16 protein-coding genes are annotated in these 20,068 nt (G+C 57.2%); 12 read left to right on the forward strand and 4 right to left on the reverse strand.

Annotated features, from left to right (window positions below; all coding sequences use genetic code 11):
- The first annotated feature begins 71 nt into the window (after nucleotides 1-71).
- The 3 genes from lepA to AAC636_RS10305 all read left to right on the forward strand — a co-directional run bounded on the left by lepA (nucleotide 72) and on the right by AAC636_RS10305 (nucleotide 2,849).
- Nucleotides 72-1,871: a translation elongation factor 4 gene (lepA, locus tag AAC636_RS10295; protein ID WP_340301437.1), complete on the forward strand. Its 1,800-nt coding sequence runs from the start codon at nucleotides 72-74 to the stop codon at nucleotides 1,869-1,871.
- Nucleotides 1,872-2,161: 290 nt separating this feature from the next.
- Nucleotides 2,162-2,344: a CTP synthetase gene (locus AAC636_RS10300; protein WP_340301438.1), complete on the forward strand. Its 183-nt coding sequence runs from the start codon at nucleotides 2,162-2,164 to the stop codon at nucleotides 2,342-2,344.
- 16 nt (nucleotides 2,345-2,360) lie between these two features.
- Nucleotides 2,361-2,849, forward strand: a complete 489-nt coding sequence (locus tag AAC636_RS10305; protein ID WP_340301439.1) for a cytochrome b — start codon at nucleotides 2,361-2,363, stop codon at nucleotides 2,847-2,849.
- On the opposite strand, the gene AAC636_RS10310 is transcribed toward AAC636_RS10305, so the two are convergent.
- Together AAC636_RS10310 and AAC636_RS10315 are read right to left on the reverse strand one after the other, a co-directional pair.
- On the reverse strand, nucleotides 2,846-3,598 hold the full coding sequence (locus AAC636_RS10310) for an alpha/beta fold hydrolase (protein ID WP_340301440.1): 753 nt from the start codon (nucleotides 3,596-3,598) through the stop codon (nucleotides 2,846-2,848). The genes AAC636_RS10305 and AAC636_RS10310 overlap by 4 nt on opposite strands.
- A gap of 42 nt (nucleotides 3,599-3,640) precedes the next feature.
- Nucleotides 3,641-4,552 carry a pirin family protein gene (locus AAC636_RS10315; RefSeq protein ID WP_340301441.1) on the reverse strand — a complete coding sequence of 304 codons (912 nt, stop codon included), beginning with the start codon at nucleotides 4,550-4,552 and terminating at the stop codon, nucleotides 3,641-3,643.
- Between the two features lie 171 nt (nucleotides 4,553-4,723).
- Here AAC636_RS10315 and AAC636_RS10320 point away from each other — a divergent pair, with 171 nt between their 5' ends.
- Entirely contained in the window at nucleotides 4,724-5,233 is a 510-nt protein-coding gene (locus tag AAC636_RS10320) for a hypothetical protein (protein ID WP_340301442.1), read from the forward strand.
- A 25-nt stretch (nucleotides 5,234-5,258) separates the two neighbouring features.
- Here AAC636_RS10320 and AAC636_RS10325 read toward each other — a convergent pair whose 3' ends face one another.
- A complete protein-coding gene (locus tag AAC636_RS10325) occupies nucleotides 5,259-6,695 on the reverse strand; it encodes a Glu/Leu/Phe/Val family dehydrogenase (protein WP_340301443.1) in 1,437 nt (478 codons plus the stop codon).
- A 266-nt stretch (nucleotides 6,696-6,961) separates the two neighbouring features.
- Between AAC636_RS10325 and AAC636_RS10330 the strand changes: the two genes are divergently transcribed.
- The 7 genes from AAC636_RS10330 (at nucleotide 6,962) to rpoD (ending at nucleotide 16,524) form a co-directional block, all read left to right on the forward strand.
- A complete protein-coding gene (locus tag AAC636_RS10330; protein ID WP_340301444.1) occupies nucleotides 6,962-7,300 on the forward strand; it encodes a TadE/TadG family type IV pilus assembly protein in 339 nt (112 codons plus the stop codon).
- 73 nt (nucleotides 7,301-7,373) lie between these two features.
- On the forward strand, nucleotides 7,374-8,627 hold the full coding sequence (locus tag AAC636_RS10335) for a sarcosine oxidase subunit beta family protein (protein ID WP_340254414.1): 1,254 nt from the start codon (nucleotides 7,374-7,376) through the stop codon (nucleotides 8,625-8,627).
- Nucleotides 8,628-8,641: 14 nt separating this feature from the next.
- On the forward strand, nucleotides 8,642-8,917 hold the full coding sequence (locus AAC636_RS10340) for a sarcosine oxidase subunit delta (RefSeq protein ID WP_340301445.1): 276 nt from the start codon (nucleotides 8,642-8,644) through the stop codon (nucleotides 8,915-8,917).
- Nucleotides 8,907-11,846 (forward strand): sarcosine oxidase subunit alpha family protein, encoded by a 2,940-nt coding sequence (locus AAC636_RS10345; RefSeq protein ID WP_340301446.1) that lies wholly within the window; start codon nucleotides 8,907-8,909, stop codon nucleotides 11,844-11,846. The genes AAC636_RS10340 and AAC636_RS10345 overlap by 11 nt, the downstream gene beginning before the upstream one ends.
- The gene (locus AAC636_RS10350; protein WP_340301447.1) at nucleotides 11,839-12,402 is read left to right on the forward strand and encodes a sarcosine oxidase subunit gamma; all 564 of its coding nucleotides are present in this window, start codon (nucleotides 11,839-11,841) and stop codon (nucleotides 12,400-12,402) included. The genes AAC636_RS10345 and AAC636_RS10350 overlap by 8 nt, the downstream gene beginning before the upstream one ends.
- Nucleotides 12,403-12,480: 78 nt before the next feature.
- Nucleotides 12,481-14,433, forward strand: a complete 1,953-nt coding sequence (dnaG, locus tag AAC636_RS10355; RefSeq protein WP_340301448.1) for a DNA primase — start codon at nucleotides 12,481-12,483, stop codon at nucleotides 14,431-14,433.
- 93 nt (nucleotides 14,434-14,526) lie between these two features.
- Nucleotides 14,527-16,524, forward strand: a complete 1,998-nt coding sequence (rpoD, locus tag AAC636_RS10360; RefSeq protein ID WP_340301449.1) for an RNA polymerase sigma factor RpoD — start codon at nucleotides 14,527-14,529, stop codon at nucleotides 16,522-16,524.
- Nucleotides 16,525-16,582: 58 nt separating this feature from the next.
- Here rpoD and meaB read toward each other — a convergent pair whose 3' ends face one another.
- Nucleotides 16,583-17,572 (reverse strand): methylmalonyl Co-A mutase-associated GTPase MeaB, encoded by a 990-nt coding sequence (meaB, locus tag AAC636_RS10365; RefSeq protein WP_445322563.1) that lies wholly within the window; start codon nucleotides 17,570-17,572, stop codon nucleotides 16,583-16,585.
- Between the two features lie 85 nt (nucleotides 17,573-17,657).
- Here meaB and hrpB point away from each other — a divergent pair, with 85 nt between their 5' ends.
- Complete coding sequence (gene hrpB, locus AAC636_RS10370; RefSeq protein ID WP_340301450.1) at nucleotides 17,658-20,066, forward strand: ATP-dependent helicase HrpB; 2,409 nt, start codon at nucleotides 17,658-17,660, stop codon at nucleotides 20,064-20,066.
- The last annotated feature ends 2 nt before the right edge of the window (nucleotides 20,067-20,068 follow it).

The following is a 20,068-nucleotide window of genomic DNA, read 5'->3' on the forward strand; positions in this document are numbered from 1 at the left end:
CTGAGCCCTCTTTCCTATTGGCCCGCCTTGCGCTATCTGACCGCCTACTGCACGCATAGCCTAGGGCCAACATGACCGAGCTTTCTCGCATTCGTAACTTCTCCATCGTGGCGCATATCGACCACGGCAAATCCACCTTGGCGGATCGGCTGATCCAACTGACCGGCACTGTGGCCGAGCGGGATATGAAAGAGCAATTGCTTGACGCGATGGATATCGAGCGCGAACGCGGGATCACCATCAAGGCCAATACTGTGCGGATTGAATACCCTGCCAAGGACGGCCAGACCTACGTTCTGAACCTGATCGACACGCCCGGCCATGTCGATTTCGCCTATGAGGTCAGCCGCTCGATGCGGGCGGTGGAAGGGTCGCTATTGGTTGTGGATGCCAGCCAAGGCGTTGAAGCGCAGACCTTGGCCAATGTGTATCAGGCGATTGAAGCGGATCATGAGATTGTTCCGGTTCTCAATAAGATTGACCTGCCTGCCGCCGAACCTGAGCGGGTTTGCGAACAGATCGAAGATGTGATCGGGATTGATGCCTCAGACGCGGTCATGATTTCCGCGAAAACGGGTTTGGGCATCCCTGACGTTCTAGAGGCAATCGTCACCCGCCTGCCTGCACCCACAGGTGACGCGAATGCACCGCTCAAGGCCATGCTGATTGACAGCTATTATGACCCTTATCTCGGCGTGGTCGTTCTGATCCGCGTGGTGGATGGCAAGATCAAAAAGGGCGACCGCGTCCGTATGATGAAAACCGGCGGGCTGTATCAAATTGACCGCCTCGGCGTGTTCCGCCCCCAGATGGAAAATATTGCAGAGCTCGGGCCAGGCGAGATCGGGTTTTTGACCGCCTCCATCAAACAGGTGCGCGACACCCGTGTGGGCGACACCATCACCCATGATAAAGGCGGCTGTGCGGCAGCGCTTCCTGGGTTCAAGCCCTCGATCCCCGTGGTGTTCTGCGGCCTTTTCCCTGTGGATGCCAATGATTTCGAAGACCTGCGCGATGCGATTGAGAAATTGGCCCTCAATGACGCAAGCTTTACCTATGAGATGGAAACCTCAGCCGCGCTTGGGTTCGGCTTCCGCTGCGGGTTCTTGGGTCTTTTGCACCTTGAGGTCATCCGCGACCGTCTCGAACGAGAATATGATATCGACCTTATCACCACCGCGCCTTCGGTGATTTATCATGTGCATATGCGGGATGGGTCGATGGTGGAATTGCACAACCCCGCCGATATGCCCGACCTGACCTATGTCGATCATATCGAAGAGCCGCGGATCAAGGCCACGATCCTTGTGCCTGATGATTTCTTGGGCGATGTGCTGAAACTCTGCCAAGACCGCCGCGGGGTGCAGCTTGACCTCACCTATGCGGGCAACCGCGCGATGGTGGTCTATGATTTGCCGCTGAACGAAGTTGTGTTTGACTTCTACGACCGCCTGAAATCGGTCACCAAAGGCTATGCCAGCTTTGACTATCAGATGACGGGCTATCAGCAGGATTACTTGGTCAAAATGCAAATTCTGGTGAATGATGAGCCAGTTGATGCCCTTTCGACCATGGTGCATCGGGACCGCGCCGAACAGCGGGGCCGCATGATGTGCGAAAAGCTCAAAGAGCTGATCCCCCGCCATATGTTCAAAATCCCGATCCAAGCCGCGATTGGCGGGCGCATCATCGCACGCGAAACCTTGGCCGCGCTGCGCAAGGACGTGACCGCAAAATGTTATGGCGGGGATGCCACCCGCAAGCGGAAACTCTTGGATAAGCAGAAAGCGGGCAAGAAGAAGATGCGCCAATTCGGCAAGGTCGAAATCCCGCAAAGCGCGTTCATCAACGCGTTGAAGATGGATGATTGAGGGCGCGGGGAGGCAGATATGCCCGCCTCTCTCGCGTCTGCGCTCTTGACACATCCCCTTTAAGTCGTGTCACCTCCTCTCATGCGTCAATCGTGGCCAGCGAGTTGCGCAGGTGTGCTGGGGTGTAGTGAGTTTGCCAAAGTAACCGACCGCTTTGTGGGGGCAGTAGGGGCCTGCAGGCGGTCGGCCCTTTTGGCCGCGTCAAACCTGATCTAAATCAAGGCGCGGCAGATCTTTACGGCAATGATACCTTTTAAGAAACGTGCAGAACGAACCAAAAGGATCATATCATGCGCTTGTTTTTCCTCATATTTACATTGGCCGCGACAGCTTTGGCGGGGATCTGCGTAACAGCTGTGTTGGCCGCAGGTCTTGACGGGTGGCAGCCGATTGCCATTGCCGCAGGGGGTGGTGCGGTCATTGCCTTGCCCGCCGCGTGGATAATAGCGGGGCGTATTAAGGCATTAACCTGATAGGAACGGAAAAGAGATGTCAAAAACACTGGTCTATAGCGGCACGCAGATTGCGCTGCATTGGGGCATAGCCGCCCTCATCATTTATCAATTCGTCTACCACGAAGGCATTGAAGAGGCCTATGAGCAGGCGCTTGAAACAGGCGTTTACGCGCAATCCTTGGGATGGGCGAGCCACGCCATTCCTGGGATTTTGGTGCTGCTTTTGGTGATCTGGCGGCTTGTTCTGCGCCTGCGGCGCGGCGCGCCTGATGCCCCCGCAGAAGAGCCCGCGATTTTTGCGCAGCTGTCGCATCTCGCCCATTGGGCCTTTTATGCGCTTATGCTGGCCTTGCCAATCACGGGGATGCTGGCATGGGGCGGTCAGATTGAGGCGAGCGCCGCGGTGCATGAGGTTCTCAAGTCGCTTCTCATGCTTTTGTTCTTGGTGCATGTGGGCGCGGTTTTGGTGCATCAATTTGTCTGGAAGACCAATATCATGCAGCGCATGAAACGCGCAGGTTAGCCTAAGAACACCTTTAGGCTTTCCACAAATTCCCGCGGGGTGTCAGCATGCAGCCAATGCCCCGCTTGCGGAATTTTTGCGAATTTCGCATTGGGAAACAGCGCCTTAATGGCAGGGCGATGCTCGGGGCGGACATAATCGGAACGCCCGCCCGACAGGAATAAGATATCCCCCTCAAAAGGGATGAAATCCCCCTCAGGCCAGCCTGTGATCTTTGCCATTTCGCGCGAGAGCACATCTAAGTTTAGCCGCCACGCCTGTGCCTTAACATCCAGAGATTGCAGCAAAAACGCGCGAACCCCTGCATCGTCCACATGGGCCTGCAATTGACGATCTGCATCCCCGCGTGTTGCAACCGCACTGAGATCAATTGCGCGCATGGCATCAATCATAGGCTGTTGCGAATGGCCATAGGTCACTGGGGCAATATCCGCAATCACCGCGCGGCGGATCAAATCGGGCCGCGTCAGAGCCAGCATCATCACCGCCTTGCCTCCCATCGAATGGCCAACCACATCGGCACAGACGCCATGCGCCTCGATCACTTGGGCCAGATCATTGGCCAGATCAGGGTAGCTGTGACTGTCATACCATAGGCTTGCGCCGTGGTTACGCATATCAACGGTGAGACAATGCCGCTCGACCCGTTTCGCAATCACACCCCAATTGCGCGCTGATCCATAGAGACCATGGGCGATTAAAAGAGGCGGGCGATCCTGCGGCGTGCCATGTTCGACAATGTTCAACATAGGCCGCTTTTTAGGGGATCCCCCGCCCCTTGGAAAGGTGACTTAATGCGCGGGCGCCACAAAGGTGCCATTGCGCAAATCCGCAATGGCTTGGCGGATTTCGTCTTGGGTGTTCATCACAATTGGCCCATGCCACGCGACAGGTTCTTCAATAGGCGCACCCGAAATCAGAAGGAACCGCACACCTTCAGGCCCCGCCTGCACAGTGATCTCATCGCCTGTGCCAAATCGGATCAAGGTGCGATCGCCCGACATATCGCGAATGTTCACTTCTTGCCCCATGACCTCTTTTTCCAAAAGCACGCCTGCGGGTTGGCTTGCATCCGCGAATGCGGCTTGACCTTCGAAGACATAGGCAAAGGCGCGGCGATAGGTGTCGATGCGGAAGGTTTTCTTCACGCCCGCAGGGATCGAAATATCCAAATATTGAGGATCAGCGGCAATGCCATCAACGGGGCCCTTCTTGCCCCAAAACTCCCCAACGATCACTTTGACACGGGTGCCATCGTCATCAATCACCTCTGGGATTTCTTGCGCGGCGACATCTTGATAGCGCGGATCTGTCATTTTCATAGATGACGGCAGATTACCCCACAGCTGAAATCCGTGCATTTGCCCCTTGGCGTTTCCGAGCGGCATTTCTTGGTGCAAGATGCCCCGCCCTGCGGTCATCCATTGCACCGAACCTGCCCCCAATTTGCCAGTATTTCCAAGGCTGTCTGAATGCTCAACCGTGCCTGCCAGCACATAGGTGATGGTCTCAATCCCACGATGGGGATGCCAAGGGAACCCGTTCTGGAAATAGGCGGGGTCTTCGTTGCGAAAATCGTCAAACAACAAGAACGGATCAAGTTCGGTTGGATCTTGAAAGCCAAAGGCACGGTGCAAATGCACCCCTGCCCCTTCCAACGTGGGCTTTGCACTGCGCGCTTCGACAACAGGACGGATCGACATAAGCTTTCTCCTTCTCATGCCCCGTAAGATCTTTGGGGCGTGTTGTGAGTGAAACTAGGGCGCATCCCACACCATGACAATCTGCACAAATCCGCAAAAAGATGTGCATCTTTGCGAGGGCTGATATTCCATGTATGAGCGGGGGGCAGATTTCAGCGAAAGGAATGCTTCGTGGCCAAGAAACGCGCCCAAGACGAGATTATCGGCTATATCGCCCCCAATATTGCCCGCCGCAGCTTTGCGGTGTTTTGTTTGGGTGGCCTAGGGTTTCTTCTGATCATGATTGCGGCCACAAACCCGCCCCAAAATCTCTTCTGGCTCTTGCTGTTGATTGTGTTTGGCGTGGGGTCATTGGGGATGACCTATAAATTGTGGGAGGCCTCATCGCACAAATTGATCCTAACCCGCGAATGCCTACGCGAAGAGAATGGCCGCGTGCTGTTCCATATCGACAATGTCGAAAGCGTGGATCGCGGGTTTTCCGCGATGAAGCCCGCGGGGGGCTTTATCGTATTTTTGCACAAACCCGAGGAAGGGGGTCGCGTTTATGCCCCTGGTCTTTGGCGGCGTTGGGGGAAATCTGTGGCCGTTGGCGGCGTCACATCCGCGGGCGAAGCCAAGGCCGTAGCTGATTTGATCAAAATCATATTGGCGGAGCGGGATTTGGGGGCGAAATCCTAAAGCGCGAACCCGCCCCCGAAAGAGGTCATAACCCTTTTGCGCGATAGCTTGCCGCCACACGGGCAATGGACACCAAAAATCCCGCCATCCGCAAATCAGGCACATCGTGGCGATCGTGCCAGACCTCGCGCATCGCCTGATAGGCGGTGCGCATCGTATCATCGAGGCCCGAGCGCACCAATTCCAACTCTCCTGCGCCGCGCAGATATTTTTGTTTAAAATCGGGCGACAGCGTCCAACCAATGCCCGTGTCGCGCGACAGCCGCTCGAGCTCATCTACGATCAATTCATGGCGGCTTTCTTCTTGGCGGCGCTGCATCCGACCAAATCGGATATGTGACAGGTTCTTCACCCACTCGAAATAGGACACGGTCACACCGCCCGCATTGGCGTAAAGATCAGGAATGATCACCACGCCCTTTTCGCGCAGCACATCATCCGCGCCAGCGGTGATCGGGCCATTGGCCGCCTCAATGATGAGCGGTGCTTTGATCCGCGCGGCATTGGACAGGTTAATCACCCCTTCAAGCGCCGCAGGGATCAGGATATCGCACTCAGCCTCAAGCGCAGAGGCGCCATCCTCGATGAAGGTGCCGCCTTTGAAATCACGCACACCGCCCGTGGCAACGATGTGTGCGCGCAGGGCTTCGATATCCAACCCCTGATTATTATGAACCGCGCCATCGCGTTCGATCACATGGGTAATCTTCGCGCCATCCTCATCACGCAGAAACAGCGCCGCATGATAGCCCACATTGCCCAAGCCCTGCACAATGATACGCTTGTCCTCAAGGTCGCCCGATAGATTGGCCGCCTTGATATCCTCTGGATGGCGAAAGAATTCCCGCAAGGCATATTGCACGCCTCGCCCTGTGGCCTCGATACGGCCTTGAATACCCCCCGCATGAATGGGTTTCCCTGTAACGCAGGCCTTTGCATTAATGTCGGTTGTGTTCATGCGAGCATATTGATCTGCAATCACCGCCATCTCACGCTCGCCCGTGCCCATATCTGGGGCGGGCACGTTTTGACTGGGGTTGATGAGATCACGCTTGATCAACTCATAGGCAAAGCGGCGGGTGATGCGGTCGAGTTCATCTTCATCCCATTCGCGCGGGTCAATGCACAGACCACCTTTCGAGCCACCAAATGGCGCCTCTACAAGCGCACATTTAAACGTCATCAGGGACGCCAAGGCCTCAACCTCATCTTGATTGACATTGGGGGCATAGCGGATGCCACCTTTTACAGGTTCCATATGCTCGGAATGCACCGAGCGATAACCCGTAAAGGTCTTAATTTCACCGCGTAGCTTAACGCCAAAACGCACCACATAGGTGGAATTGCAGACGCGAATTTTCTCCTCCAATCCGGGGGAGAGATCCATCAACGCGGCCGCACGGTTGAACATCAGTTCAACGGATTGGCGAAAACTCGGTTCATTTGCAGGGATGCTGGCCATAGCTGTTCCTTCCTTAGACAGCGAACAAAACGGCGCGAGTGCGATTAAATTTGCATATCCCCCTTCATCGCACCCAAACTTTGCCAAATCATGACAATCAAAAAGGGTTTGTGATCTGTGTCACACCTCAAACCCTACGCCTTGCAACGAAGATTGCAAAAAACTTCGTAAACTCTTCCCGTAATCGCCGCATTTTCACCGCTCTTTGGGGACATGACAGGAAAGCCTCCGCCAAATCTGCGGTGGGTCAGGTCAATGGATTGAGGATGATGCAGGGAAAACCAAAAACGGCACAGCTTTGCCGCCATGGTTTGGGCGCGAACCGATTCTGGCGGGACGAGCAGGGCACAGTCACGATCTTTGTGGTGCTGTTGACGATGGTCATGGTCAGCCTCGATGGCTTGGCGGTGGATGTGATCCGCTTCGAATCTCAACGGGCGCAATTGCAAAGCGCGATTGATCGTGCGGTTCTTTCTGCGGCAGGCACCGCCAATGATGAGGCCGAAGTTTCTAGCATCGTCACACAATATTTGACCGCGCAAAACATTACGCCCTCGCGATTAACCCCTGATTATTTCATCCAAGATGGTCGGCAAAATACCTGAGTTTGTCGCAACTTGACGAAACCCTTCTGCGCTGCTGTCCTAGGGTGAGGCTAGGGACAAAGGGAGAGGTCAGATGCGCTATTCAGGCCTTCGTGTGATCAGCGAAGGATTGCGAGGGCAAAAATCATGGACGCGCGCGTGGCGCGATCCTGCTCCAAAAGCGCAGTATGACATGATTATCATTGGCGGTGGCGGCCACGGTCTGGCAACCGCCTATTACCTCGCCAAAAATCATGGCATCACAAATATTGCCGTGCTTGAGAAGGGCTATTTGGGCGGTGGCAATATCGGTCGTAATACCACCATTGTGCGCGCAAATTACCTACTTGAGGGCAATTCTCAATTTTACAGCCATTCCCTGAAACTGTGGGAAGGGCTAGAGCAAGACCTGAATTACAATGTCATGCACAGCCAGCGCGGCATCATCAACCTGTTCCATTCAGACGGGCAACGTGATGCCTTTGCGCGGCGCGGGAATGCGATGATCAATCAAGGCGATGATGCGATCTTGTTGGATCGCGATGAATTGCGGCGCATGATCCCCTATCTCGATTATGATCAAACACGTTTCCCAATTTTTGGCGGGCTCTACCACAAACGCGGCGGCACAGCGCGGCATGATGCGGTGGCTTGGGGCTATGCCCGCGCGGCGGATCAACGCGGTGTAGACCTCATCCAGAATTGCGAAGTCACAGGGATTGATGTGCATCAGGGCCGCGTCACGGGTGTCCAAACCACGCGGGGTGCAATTAGCGCACGCAAGATTGGCGTTGTGGTGGCGGGACGCAGTTCTCAGGTGGCCGCAATGGCAGGCCTGCGCTTGCCCATTGAGAGCCATGTGTTGCAGGCCTTTGTCACCGAAGGGCTAAAGCCTGCAATTGACCATGTGATCACTTATGGCATGGGGCATTTCTATATCAGCCAGTCTGACAAGGGCGGACTGGTCTTTGGCGGTGACCTTGATTTTTATGCATCCTATGCCTCGCGCGGGAACCTGCCCACCGCAGAGCATGTGGTGGAAACAGGCATGACGCTCATGCCGATGATCGGACAGGCCAAAATGCTGCGCTCTTGGGGCGGGATTATGGATATGTCCTCGGATGGCAGCCCCATTATCGACAAAAGCCCGATAGAGGGCCTCTATTTGAATTGTGGGTGGTGTTATGGCGGCTTTAAGGCTGTGCCGGGATCGGGTTATGCCTTCGCGCATCTTATGGCCACAGATCAGCCGCATCAAAGCGCCGAGCGCTTTCGCCTCGACCGGTTTGAGACGGGGCGGGGCCTCATGGATGAAGAAGGCCGCGGCAGCCAACATAATTTGCATTAGAGATCGAGACGGTTATGCGTATCCCCTGCCCCATTTGCGGCGAAAGAGACAGCCGCGAATTTCGTCCCAAAGGCGATATTACATATGCAGATCGCCCTGCGGCTGAGGCGGGCGTGGCGGCGTGGCACAGCTATCTGCATTTGCGAGACAATCAACCCGGCCAAATCGTTGAGATTTGGCGCCATGCACACGGCTGCGGGGCGTGGATATCTGTCACTCGAAACACAGTCAGCCACGCCATCCTAGGGGCACAGTTGCTACGCGATCGAAGGCAAGATCATGCGGGTTGAGGGCAAAGGACGGATCAATCGCGACAAGCCGCTCAATTTTACCTTTGACGGCAAAACCTATCAGGGGTTCGAGGGCGATAGCCTTGCCTCTGCCCTTCTGGCCAATGATGTCACATTGGTCGGGCGCAGTTTCAAATATCACCGCCCCCGCGGGATCGTGACGGCAGGCTCGGATGATCCAAACGGCTTGGTTGAACTGTCACGCGGGCCATATGGGGCCGCAATCCCGAACACACGCGCCACAATGCAATTCCTCTATGAGGGGCTTGTTGCGAACAGTCAAAACCATCTTGGGCCGCTTGGGTTTGATCTTTTGGCCGTGAATGATCTGGCCGCGCCCTTCTTAAGCGCGGGGTTTTACTACAAAACATTCATGTGGCCGCGCCGCTTTTGGGAAGCGGTTTACGAACCCCTGATCCGCCGCGCAGCGGGTTTGGGCCGCTTGTCCCGCGAGATGCAGGCAGAACCATCTGAAAAGGCCTTTGGGCATTGTGATCTTCTGGTCATTGGCGCTGGCCCTTCGGGCCTGACTGCCGCCCTTGTCGCGGCTGAGGCGGGCGCGGATGTGATCCTTGTTGACGAGAACACAGAACTCGGCGGCAGGCTTTGGCCTGAGGATGCTGCGATTGACGATATGCCTGCGCAAACTTGGCTCGCGCAGATATCGGCCAAGCTTTCTGCCATGCCCAATGTGCGGATCATGCCGCGTTGCACAGTCACGGGGGCCTATGATGGTGGCACCTATGGCATGATCGAGCGCGTGGGACTTGAGCACGCCCCGAATGGCACTGTGCCACGCGAATGTTTCTGGCGTATCACTGCGCGCGCTGCGATTTTGGCCACAGGCGCTGTTGAACGGCCCATCGCATTTGCAGACAATGACCGCCCCGCCATTATGATGGCAGGCGCAATGCGATCCTATCTCGACCGCTACGGCGTCTTGCCAGCGCGCAAAATCGCGCTGTTTGTCAGCACGGATCAAGGACATCGCGACGCGCTTGCCTTGCAGGCCGCGGGGGCAACCCTTGCCGCCGTCATCGATCCGCGCAGCGATGCGCCTGCGCTTGGCGATTATCCCCTTTATCGTGGTGCGGAGGTCGTGGCGACACGCGGCCGCACGCGTATCTCGGGCATAACCATTCGTGATGCCGCGGGAAAAACCACCGATATGGACATAGGCGCTTTGGGAATGTCTGGGGGATGGAACCCCAATATTCACCTTGCCTGCCATATGGGCGCCCACGCAATTTGGAACGCGGAGAAATCCTGTTTTCTTGCCCCTGAGGGCGCGGTGCCTGCCCTGCATTACGCAGGCAGTGCTGCAGGATATTTCAGCACTGCCGAGTGTTTCACCTCGGGGTTTGCAGCGGCGATCAATGCCCTGTCCGAATTGGGCCTGACGGCCCCTCATACGCCCTGCCCAATCGCCCCCGCTTCGCGCGAGACAGCGAGGCCCCATTGGGTGGTTTCTGGCAAAAAGCGGGCATGGATTGATTTTGCCAATGATGTGACCACCAAAGATATCCGCCTTGCCGCGCAAGAAGGGTATCAATCGGTCGAACATATGAAGCGCTACACGACCCAAGGAATGGCGCCCGATCAAGGACGCAGTTCAAACACGACCGCGATTGCGGTTTTGGCAGATGCCACGGGTCGTGGAATTTCCGAGACTGGCACGACAACCTATCGCCCGCCCTTTGTGCCCGTGTCCCTTGGTGCGATTGGCGCGGGCGCGCAAGGCAAAGGGTTTGCACCCGAACGCCTGACCACCAGCCATGCAGCAAGTGTCGCCCGCAATGCCCCGATGGTGGCCACGGGCCTGTGGTATCGTGCATCCTATTTCCCACAAAATGGCGAGACAACATGGCTGCAGTCCTGCAACCGCGAGGTGGGCTATGTGCGCAATGCGGTCGGTGTTGTCGATGTTTCCACTTTGGGCAAAATCGCCGTGTCTGGCCCTGATGCCGCGCGGTTCCTTGATTTTGTCTACAGCAATATGATGTCGACCCTGCCAGAGGGGCGTGTGCGCTATGGTTTGATGCTGCGCGAAGATGGGTTTGTTATGGATGACGGAACCTGCGCGCGGGTAGGCCCCTATGACTATGTGATCACCACGACCACTGCCGCCGCAGCCGAGGTCATGGCGCATCTGGAATTTGTGGCGCAGGTCTTTTGCCCTAATTGGAAACTCAGCCTGACCTCTACAACAGAGGCTTGGGCGCAATTCGCGGTGGCAGGGCCAAAGGCGTTTGACCTTGTGGCGGGTCTGACCACAGACCTGCGCCGCGATGAATTGCCCTTTATGGGATGGGTCGCGCGGGATGTTTTGGGCGTGCCTGCCCGCATTTTCCGCATCTCTTTCTCAGGCGAGGAAGGGTGTGAAATCGCGGTTCCCGTGGGCTATGGCGCAAGCCTTTATGACGCACTTATGACCCGCGCCGAAGCGATGGGGGGCGGGCCTTATGGGGTCGAGGCCCTCAATGTCTTACGTCTTGAAAAGGGCTTTATCACCCATGCCGAAATCAATGGCCGCGTGACCGCGGGTGACTTGGGCATGGCGGGGCTATTGTCCAAGAAGAAAACTGATTTCATCGGCCGTGCAGGCGCGGCGCGCGAAGGGTTGCTTGACCCTGCGCGCCCCGCATTAATCGGGTTGCGCCCTGTTGATGGCCAATCAAAAATTCTTGCAGGCGGGCATTTGTTCGAGGCCGATGCAAAACCCAGTCGGGAAACCTCAAAAGGCTACGTATCTTCCGCCTGTTTCTCGCCAACCTTGGGCCATCCAATCGCACTTGGCTTCTTTGTGGATGGGCGCGCACGACATGGGGATCAGGTGAAAATGGTTGATCATCTACGCGGGCAAGAAACCCTTTGCGAGATTTGCCCGCCTGTCTTCTTTGACCCTGACGGAGGGCGGATGCGTGACTGATCTTTCCCTAGCCCCAGTTGTAACGGGCCCCAGTGAAATCTCTCATGGCGCGATTCAGCTCAGCATTGATGCCCCCCAAAACATCACGGCACTCTTGCCCCATCCAAACTGCCTTAATGCGGTGAACACCATCCTGAAATCTGATTTGGGCCTAAAATTTCCTGCACCTAGTGAGGTCGTCACAAACGACACACTGCGGCTGATTTGGAACGGGCTAGATCATGCGCTTCTTTTGGGGGCTTCAGCCCCCCTTGCCCCCTTGGCACCTTACGCGCTTTTGGCAGATCAAAGCGGGGCTTTGGCGCGGTTCACGCTGACAGGGCCTGATCTGGCCGAGGTTTTGGCGCGGCTTTGTCCTTTGGATCTGCGCCCGACCGCCTTCGGGCCACGGCGTTCTGCGCGCAGTTTATTGGGCCATATTGATGCGCTATTTGTGACAGCCGATGACGGAGATCACATCGAGATATTTGTGATGCGATCCATGGCACAATCAGCCCTGACCGAACTGACCCATGCAATGCAAGGGGTGGCCGCGCGCAGATCAGCCGCGCTGTGAATTTGCCCACAGGGTTCTCCACAGAGGATCGCGCGGCGGCATCTGGACAGCGCCTGCGTTCGCGCAGATACTCGCCCCATGAGTTTACCGCCTGGATTTTTGGATGAATTGCGCACCCGCATCTCGCTGTCGCAGGTGGTCGGGCGCAAAGTCATGTGGGACAACCGCAAATCCAATGCGGCCAAGGGGGATATGTGGGCCCCTTGCCCCTTTCACCAAGAGAAAACCGCATCCTTCCATGTCGATGATCGCAAGGGGTTTTATTATTGTTTCGGCTGTCAGGCCAAAGGCGATGCAATCAGCTTTGTGAAAGATACTGAAAATGTCAGCTTCATAGAGGCGATTGAAATCCTTGCGCGTGAGGCAGGTATGCCCATGCCAGAACGAGATCCACGCGCACAGGAAAAATCAGACGCGCGCGAGAAATTGGCACAGGCCACCGAGGCGGCGGTGCAATTCTATAAGCTACAGTTGAAATCCTCTGCGGCCCGTGACGCGCGGGATTATCTTGAAAAGCGGGGCATAGATGAAGCCACGCTTGCGCGGTTTGAAATCGGCTTTGCCCCATCAGCACGGCGCGGGGCCTTTGAAGCATTGCAGGCCAAAGGTATCGCTGCCGAGGATATCATCACCGCAGGGATTGCCAGCAAACCCGATGACGGTGGCGCGCCCTATGATGCGTTTCGAGATCGGATCATGTTTCCCATCCGTGATCCGCGCGGGCGCTGCATCGGCTTTGGTGGGCGCGCGATGGATCCGAACGCACGCGCCAAATATCTCAACAGTCGCGAGACACCTCTGTTCGATAAGGGGCGCGCCTTGTTCAATCACGGCCCCTCCCGCGAAGCCGCGGGCAAGGGCCAGCCTTTGATCGTGGCAGAAGGCTATATGGATGTCATCGCGCTATGGCGTGCAGGGTTTGAGGCGGCGGTGGCCCCGCTTGGCACCGCCATCACCGCCGATCAATTGCACCTCATGTGGCGCATTTCGCCCGAGCCGATCATCGCCCTTGACGGGGATAAGGCGGGCTTGCGCGCCGCAATGCGCCTGATTGATCTAGCCCTGCCCATGTTGGGTGCGCAAAAATCCCTGCGGTTTTGCATCCTTCCTGAGGGCCAAGACCCTGATGATCTGATCCGTGCCAAAGGGCGCGGCGCAATGCAAACCCTGATTGACGGGGCGCAGCCCTTGGTCAACCTCTTGTGGCAGCGCGAAACCGAAGGCCGTGTTTTTGACAGCCCCGAACGGCGCGCCGAATTGGACAAATCGCTGCGCCGCGCCACGGCACAGATCAAAGATCCTGATTTACGCCACCACTACGATACAGCATTCAAAGACCTCAAATGGCAGCTGTTCCGCCAAAAACGGCAGAGTTCGGCAGCACCTAAAACAGCCCGCAGCCCCCGCAAGGCTGGGTTTATGCGCCCTGACCTCCCTCTCGAACCTTTGGCGGAAACCCTTGCCTCGGCCCTCGCATCAGGGGCAATTAGCGAAAAAGATCTGCGTTGGTCGGTCATCTTGGCGTTGTTGTGTCTTTACCCCGCCTTGCTCGATCATTTTGAGCCGCAGCTTGACCGACTACACCCTGAGCTGGAGGAATATCGCCGCCTGAGTGCGCATCTTTTGGGGACGCGATGCCGTGACAAAGAAAGCCTTAACCAAGAATTAGAGGCTTTTGGGTTATCTCCCCTTCTTGAAAATCTGCTCTCAATGGGCCATGTGCGCATCTCACCGCCCATTTTATCGCAGGGCGCGGAAGACAAAGCACGAGACTGCCTCACGGAGGAATTCGCGAAACTGGCCGCGTGGCATGGGATCGACCATGAAATGGCCGAAGCCCTTGAGGGGTTGGATCGCACCGAAGACGATCCGCACCTGTCATGGCGTTTAACTCAGGCCTTAAAGACGTTACAACAAGCCACAAAGCCGAAAAGAAACGACCAAGCGGATGCCAGTGAAGACACATCTGCATATTCAAACCGCCTGCGCCACTTGATAGAGGAGCGCGTGTGGGAGAAGAAAAAACGTTAATTCGCTTTGCGAATCACTGATTCGCACTACAATGATTTCAGGTGCAAGCGTCAGCCGACCTTGGCCGAGCTTGAACGAAAAGGATAATCGCCGATGGCCAAAGACAGCGATGACGGCAAACCCGAAGGCGAAGAGACCGAAATCGGTCTAGATATGAGCCAAGCTGCCGTCAAAAAAATGATCGCCGAGGCCCGCGCGCGTGGCTTTATCACCTATGATCAATTGAACGCTGTCTTGCCGCCTGAACAGGTCTCCTCTGAACAGATCGAAGATGTCATGTCGATGCTGTCTGAGATGGGCGTGAATATCATCGAAGATGATGAAGTCGAGGACGAGGAAAACAAATCCTCAGGCGGTGAGTTGGTGGAAACCTCCACCTCGCGCGAAGTGGCCTTGGCCAGCAGCGAGACCGAAAAACTGGATCGCACAGATGACCCTGTGCGGATGTATCTGCGCGAAATGGGCAGCGTTGAGTTGCTCTCGCGTGAAGGTGAAATTGCGATTGCCAAGCGCATTGAAGCGGGCCGCAACACCATGATCGCAGGGCTTTGTGAAAGCCCCCTGACCTTTCAGGCGATCACCATCTGGCGGGACGAATTGCTAGAAGAAGATATTCTTCTGCGCGATGTGATTGACCTAGACGCCACATTTGGCCGCTCAATCGGTGAAGAAGATGATGAAGCGCCCGTGGTTGGTGGTTTGGATGGCGACAACCGCGACAGCGGCAGTGCTGCATCGAACCAGAGTGACGATCCAGAATTGGACGCGGATGGGAACCCAATCGCCCGCGATGATGACGAGGACGAGGACGATCAAGCCAATATGAGCTTGGCCGCGATGGAGGCCGCGCTTAAGCCACGCGTTTTGGAAACCCTAGATCGTATCGCCAATGATTACATCTATCTGGCCGAAATGCAGGACAAGCGTATCTCGGCCACGCTGAATGAAGATTCTAGCTTTGATTCGGGCGATGAGGCCACCTATCAAAAACTGCGCGGCGAGATTGTGGAATTGGTGAATGAACTGCACCTGCACAACAACCGTATCGAGGCGCTGATTGACCAGCTTTACGGCATCAACCGCCGCATCATGTCGATCGATAGCGCCATGGTGAAACTGGCCGATCAGGCCCGTATCAATCGCCATGAATTCATCGAGGCCTATCGCGGCTATGAACTTGACCCCACATGGGTGGATCGCATGTCCGAAAAACCTGGCCGTGGGTGGCAAGCCCTGATGGAACGCTCCCGCGATAAGGTCGAAGACTTGCGCGCTGATATGGCCCAAGTTGGCCAATATGTCGGCCTTGATATCAGCGAATTCCGCCGCATCGTGAACCAAGTTCAAAAGGGCGAGAAAGAAGCGCGTCAGGCGAAGAAAGAAATGGTCGAGGCGAATTTGCGCCTCGTGATCTCCATCGCCAAGAAATATACCAATCGCGGCCTGCAATTCTTGGATTTGATTCAAGAGGGCAATATCGGCCTGATGAAGGCGGTGGATAAATTCGAATATCGCCGCGGCTATAAATTCTCGACCTATGCGACATGGTGGATCAGGCAGGCGATCACGCGTTCGATTGCGGATCAGGCTCGCACGATCCGTATCCCTGTGCATATGATTGAAACGATCAACAAACTGGTGCGCACAGGCCGTCAGATGTTGCACGAAATCGGCCGCGAACCCACGCCCGAGGAATTGGCCGAAAAGCTGCAAATGCCGCTTGAGAAAGTGCGCAAGGTCATGAAAATCGCCAAGGAACCTATTTCCTTGGAAACCCCGATTGGCGATGAAGAAGACAGCCAGCTTGGCGATTTCATCGAAGACAAGAACGCCGTGCTACCGTTGGACAGCGCCATTCAGGAAAATTTGAAGGAAACCACGACCCGCGTTCTGGCCTCGCTCACGCCGCGTGAGGAACGCGTGCTGCGGATGCGCTTCGGCATCGGGATGAATACCGACCATACGCTTGAGGAAGTGGGACAGCAGTTTTCCGTGACCCGCGAGCGGATCAGGCAGATCGAGGCGAAAGCCCTGCGGAAGCTGAAGCACCCCTCGCGGAGCAGGAAGCTGCGGAGTTTCTTGGATCAGTGATGCACGGCCTGCCTTGGCTTTTGTTGATCGCCAAAGGCGCGCTCATGCGGAAAACGGCCTAAGGGGCCATTTTTCCCAAAATCTCCGCCGCCGCCGCATCGGGGCTGATTTTGCCCTCTGCCACATCACGCACGCGGGTCTCGATGGCGGCGCGGATCGTTTGATCCTCGCGCAGCCGCGCCAATAACCCCTCACGCAATTCTGTCTCGAACCAATGAGCCGCTTGCGTGGCGCGGGTTTCTTCCCAGATGCCCGCCTCCCTTCGCCACTGCGCCAAGTTCTGCATCTCGGCCCATGCTGTCTCAATCCCTGCCCCTTCCGCGGCAGAAACGGCCAGTGCCTTGGGGAACCCTTCGGGGTCTTGCGGGCGTTTGCGCAACAGCCGCAGCGCGCCTGCGTAATCGGCAACTGTGCGCGTGGCGGTGGCGCGCAAATCACCATCAGCCTTGTTCACCAAGATCAGATCGGCGATTTCCATGATCCCGCGCTTGACCCCTTGCAATTCATCCCCGCCCGCGGGCGCCAAAAGCAGCACGAAAAGATCGCACATCTCGGCCACCATCGTTTCGGATTGGCCCACACCCACTGTCTCGATCAAGACCACATCAAACGCCGCCGCCTCGCACAGCGACACCGCCGCGCGGGTGCGGCGCGCCACACCGCCGAGGCTTGCCTGGCTGGGGGAGGGGCGGATAAAGGCCGAAGGCACGCGCGAGAGCTGCTCCATCCGCGTCTTATCGCCCAAGATTGACCCGCCTGAGCGCGCAGAGCTTGGATCAACCGCCAAAACCGCCACGCGCAGCCCTGCATCGGTCAGCATCATCCCAAAGGCCTCGATAAAGGTGGATTTCCCTACACCGGGCGTGCCCGAGAGGCCGATGCGCAGCGCCTCACGCCCATGGCCGCGCAGCGCGTCCAAAAGTGCGGCCGCCTGCGCACGATGATCAGCGCGGCTGCTTTCGACCAAGGTCACGGCACGGGCAAGCGCACGGCGTTCACCCGCCAAAATCCGATCCTTGAGATCGAGAATATCCAATTCTGCCGTCATCGGGGCTGATTACTCCTTGACCTTACAAGGGCTTTTCTGCCTGTTCGGCCAAGCTACGTCCACCCCGAAAGACTTTTGCCGCCCCATGCGCCTGCCGATTGATGATATCCTGCCCGAGCTGATCGCCGCCCTTGCGCGCGCAGGCCGCGCCGTTTTGCAGGCCCCGCCTGGCGCGGGCAAAACCACGCGTGTGCCCCTTGCCCTGCTTGAGGCGGGGGCGGTGCAGGGTCGTATCCTCATGCTTGAACCCCGCCGTTTGGCCGCGCGTGCCGCCGCCGAACGCATGGCGCAAACCTTGGGCGAGGGGGTGGGGCAGACCATCGGCTACCGCATGCGCGGCGACAGCAAAACAAACCCTGCGACGCGGATTGAGGTTGTGACCGAAGGCATCCTCACCCGCATGATCCAAGACGCGCCTGACCTGCCTGAAATTGGCGCGATCATCTTTGATGAATTCCACGAGCGGTCGCTCAATGCTGATCTTGGGCTTGCCTTGAGTTGGGAATTACGCGGCGCGCTTAGGCCAGATCTAAAGATCTTGGTCATGTCGGCCACATTGGATGCGGCCCCCGTGGCGGCACTCCTTGATGACGCGCCCGTTGTCACATCAGCGGGCCAAGCCTTTGAGGTGGTGACACATCATCTGCCCGCCCCCCTACCCAAGGAGACGCGGCTTGAGCGCGCGATGGCCGATCTGATCCTGCAGGCCCTGCACAAAACGGAGGGGGGCATCTTGGCCTTTTTGCCGGGTCAAGGCGAGATTGCGCGCACCGCAGCCCTGCTTGATTTACCCCGCGATATTCGCCTGCATCAACTTTATGGGGCAATGCCCTTGGCCGCACAGCGCGCGGCCATTACCCCCGAGGCAGATGGTGCGCGAAAATTGGTGCTTGCCACATCCATCGCAGAAACCTCACTGACCATTGCGGATATATCCGTGGTCATCGACAGTGGCCGCGCAAGGCGCGCGCGGTTTGACCCAGCCTCAGGCATGACACGGCTTGTAACCGAACCCGTCAGCCGCGCCGAGGCGGATCAACGCCGTGGCCGCGCGGGTCGTGTCTCGGCAGGCATTTGTTATCGAAATTGGACGAAGGGCAGCGAAGGCGCGCTACCCGCTTTCCCCCCCGCCGAAATCGAGGCCGCCGATTTGACAGGTTTGGCATTGGAATTGGCCCTTTGGGGCAGCGCGGATGGCTTGGCTTTTCTCACACAGCCCCCTCTGGGCGCTCTGGCCGAGGCGCGGGCCTTGTTGCAGGGGCTTGGGGGTTTGGACGCCGAAGGGCGGATCACGGCTCACGGGCGCGCGATGGCTGCAATGCCCTTGCACCCGCGTCTCGCGCATATGCTGTTGTCTGGGGATGCGCGCGCCGCCCGAATTGCGGCCCTTTTGGGCGAGCGTGACCCCCTGCAGGGGCAAACTTCGCAAAGTGATCTGAAGCTGCGTCTGCGCCTTTTGGATGGCCCTGCAGGAAAATCCCCTCCCCTTGCGCGTATCCGTCAGGAAATGGCGCGCCTCAAACCCTTGGCCACAGGTCGCGCGTTAAGTGACGCCCAATATCTGGCTTTGGCCTATCCCGACCGTATCGGGATGCGCCGCAAGGGAGATGCCCCGCGATACATTCTGTCAGGTGGAAAAGGTGCCATCTTTGACGCAGGCGATGAATTGGCAGGCGCGCGCTTGATTGTTGCCAGTGACCTTGATGGCAACCCGCGCGAAGCCCGGATCAGGGGCGCGCTTGCCCTGACCGAAGCCGAGTTGCGCGACATCTATGGCGATCAAATTGCATGGCAGAAGATTTGCGACTGGAACCCGCGCCTGCGGCGCGTTGAAACCAAGCTGCAAGAACGCTTTGGCGCACTCATCCTAGACGAGAGGCATGACCCCAAGCCAAACCCCGAGGAGGTTACAAAAGCCCTCTGCGCGGGTATTCGCGACCTTGGCCTAAACGCGTTAGGGTGGACACGCGGCGCAACATTTCTGCGGGCGCGCATTGCATTCGCGGGCTTGACTGATGTCAGCTATGAGGCGCTTTTGGCACGGCTTGAAGATTGGGCTTTGCCCTTCCTCGGCACAGCGCGCACTGCGGATGATCTGGGGCGGTTCGATCCAAGCGAGGGGCTAAAGCTGTTGGTGGGATATGAGGCCTTGGCCGAGCTTGATCGTCTTGCACCTGCGCATTGGACAACCCCCTTGGGGCGGCAAGTCGCGATTGACTACGGAGATGCCCAACCCGGCATTGCACTGCGCATCCAAGAGGTCTTTGGCGTGACCGAGCATCCGCGCATAGGGCCAGATCGCTTGCCCATTAAATTCACGCTGCTCTCTCCTGCGCAGCGCCCTATTCAGGTGACGCAAGATCTGCCGCAATTTTGGGAAGGCTCTTATGCGGATGTGCGCAAGGATATGCGTGCGCAATATCCCCGCCACCCTTGGCCCGAAGATCCACGCGCGGCTGACCCAACCCTGCGGGCCAAACCACGCGGGACATAACC

Source organism: Roseobacter sp. HKCCD5988 (genome assembly GCF_037830355.1).
In the GTDB taxonomy this organism is placed as follows: Bacteria; Pseudomonadota; Alphaproteobacteria; order Rhodobacterales; family Rhodobacteraceae; genus M30B80.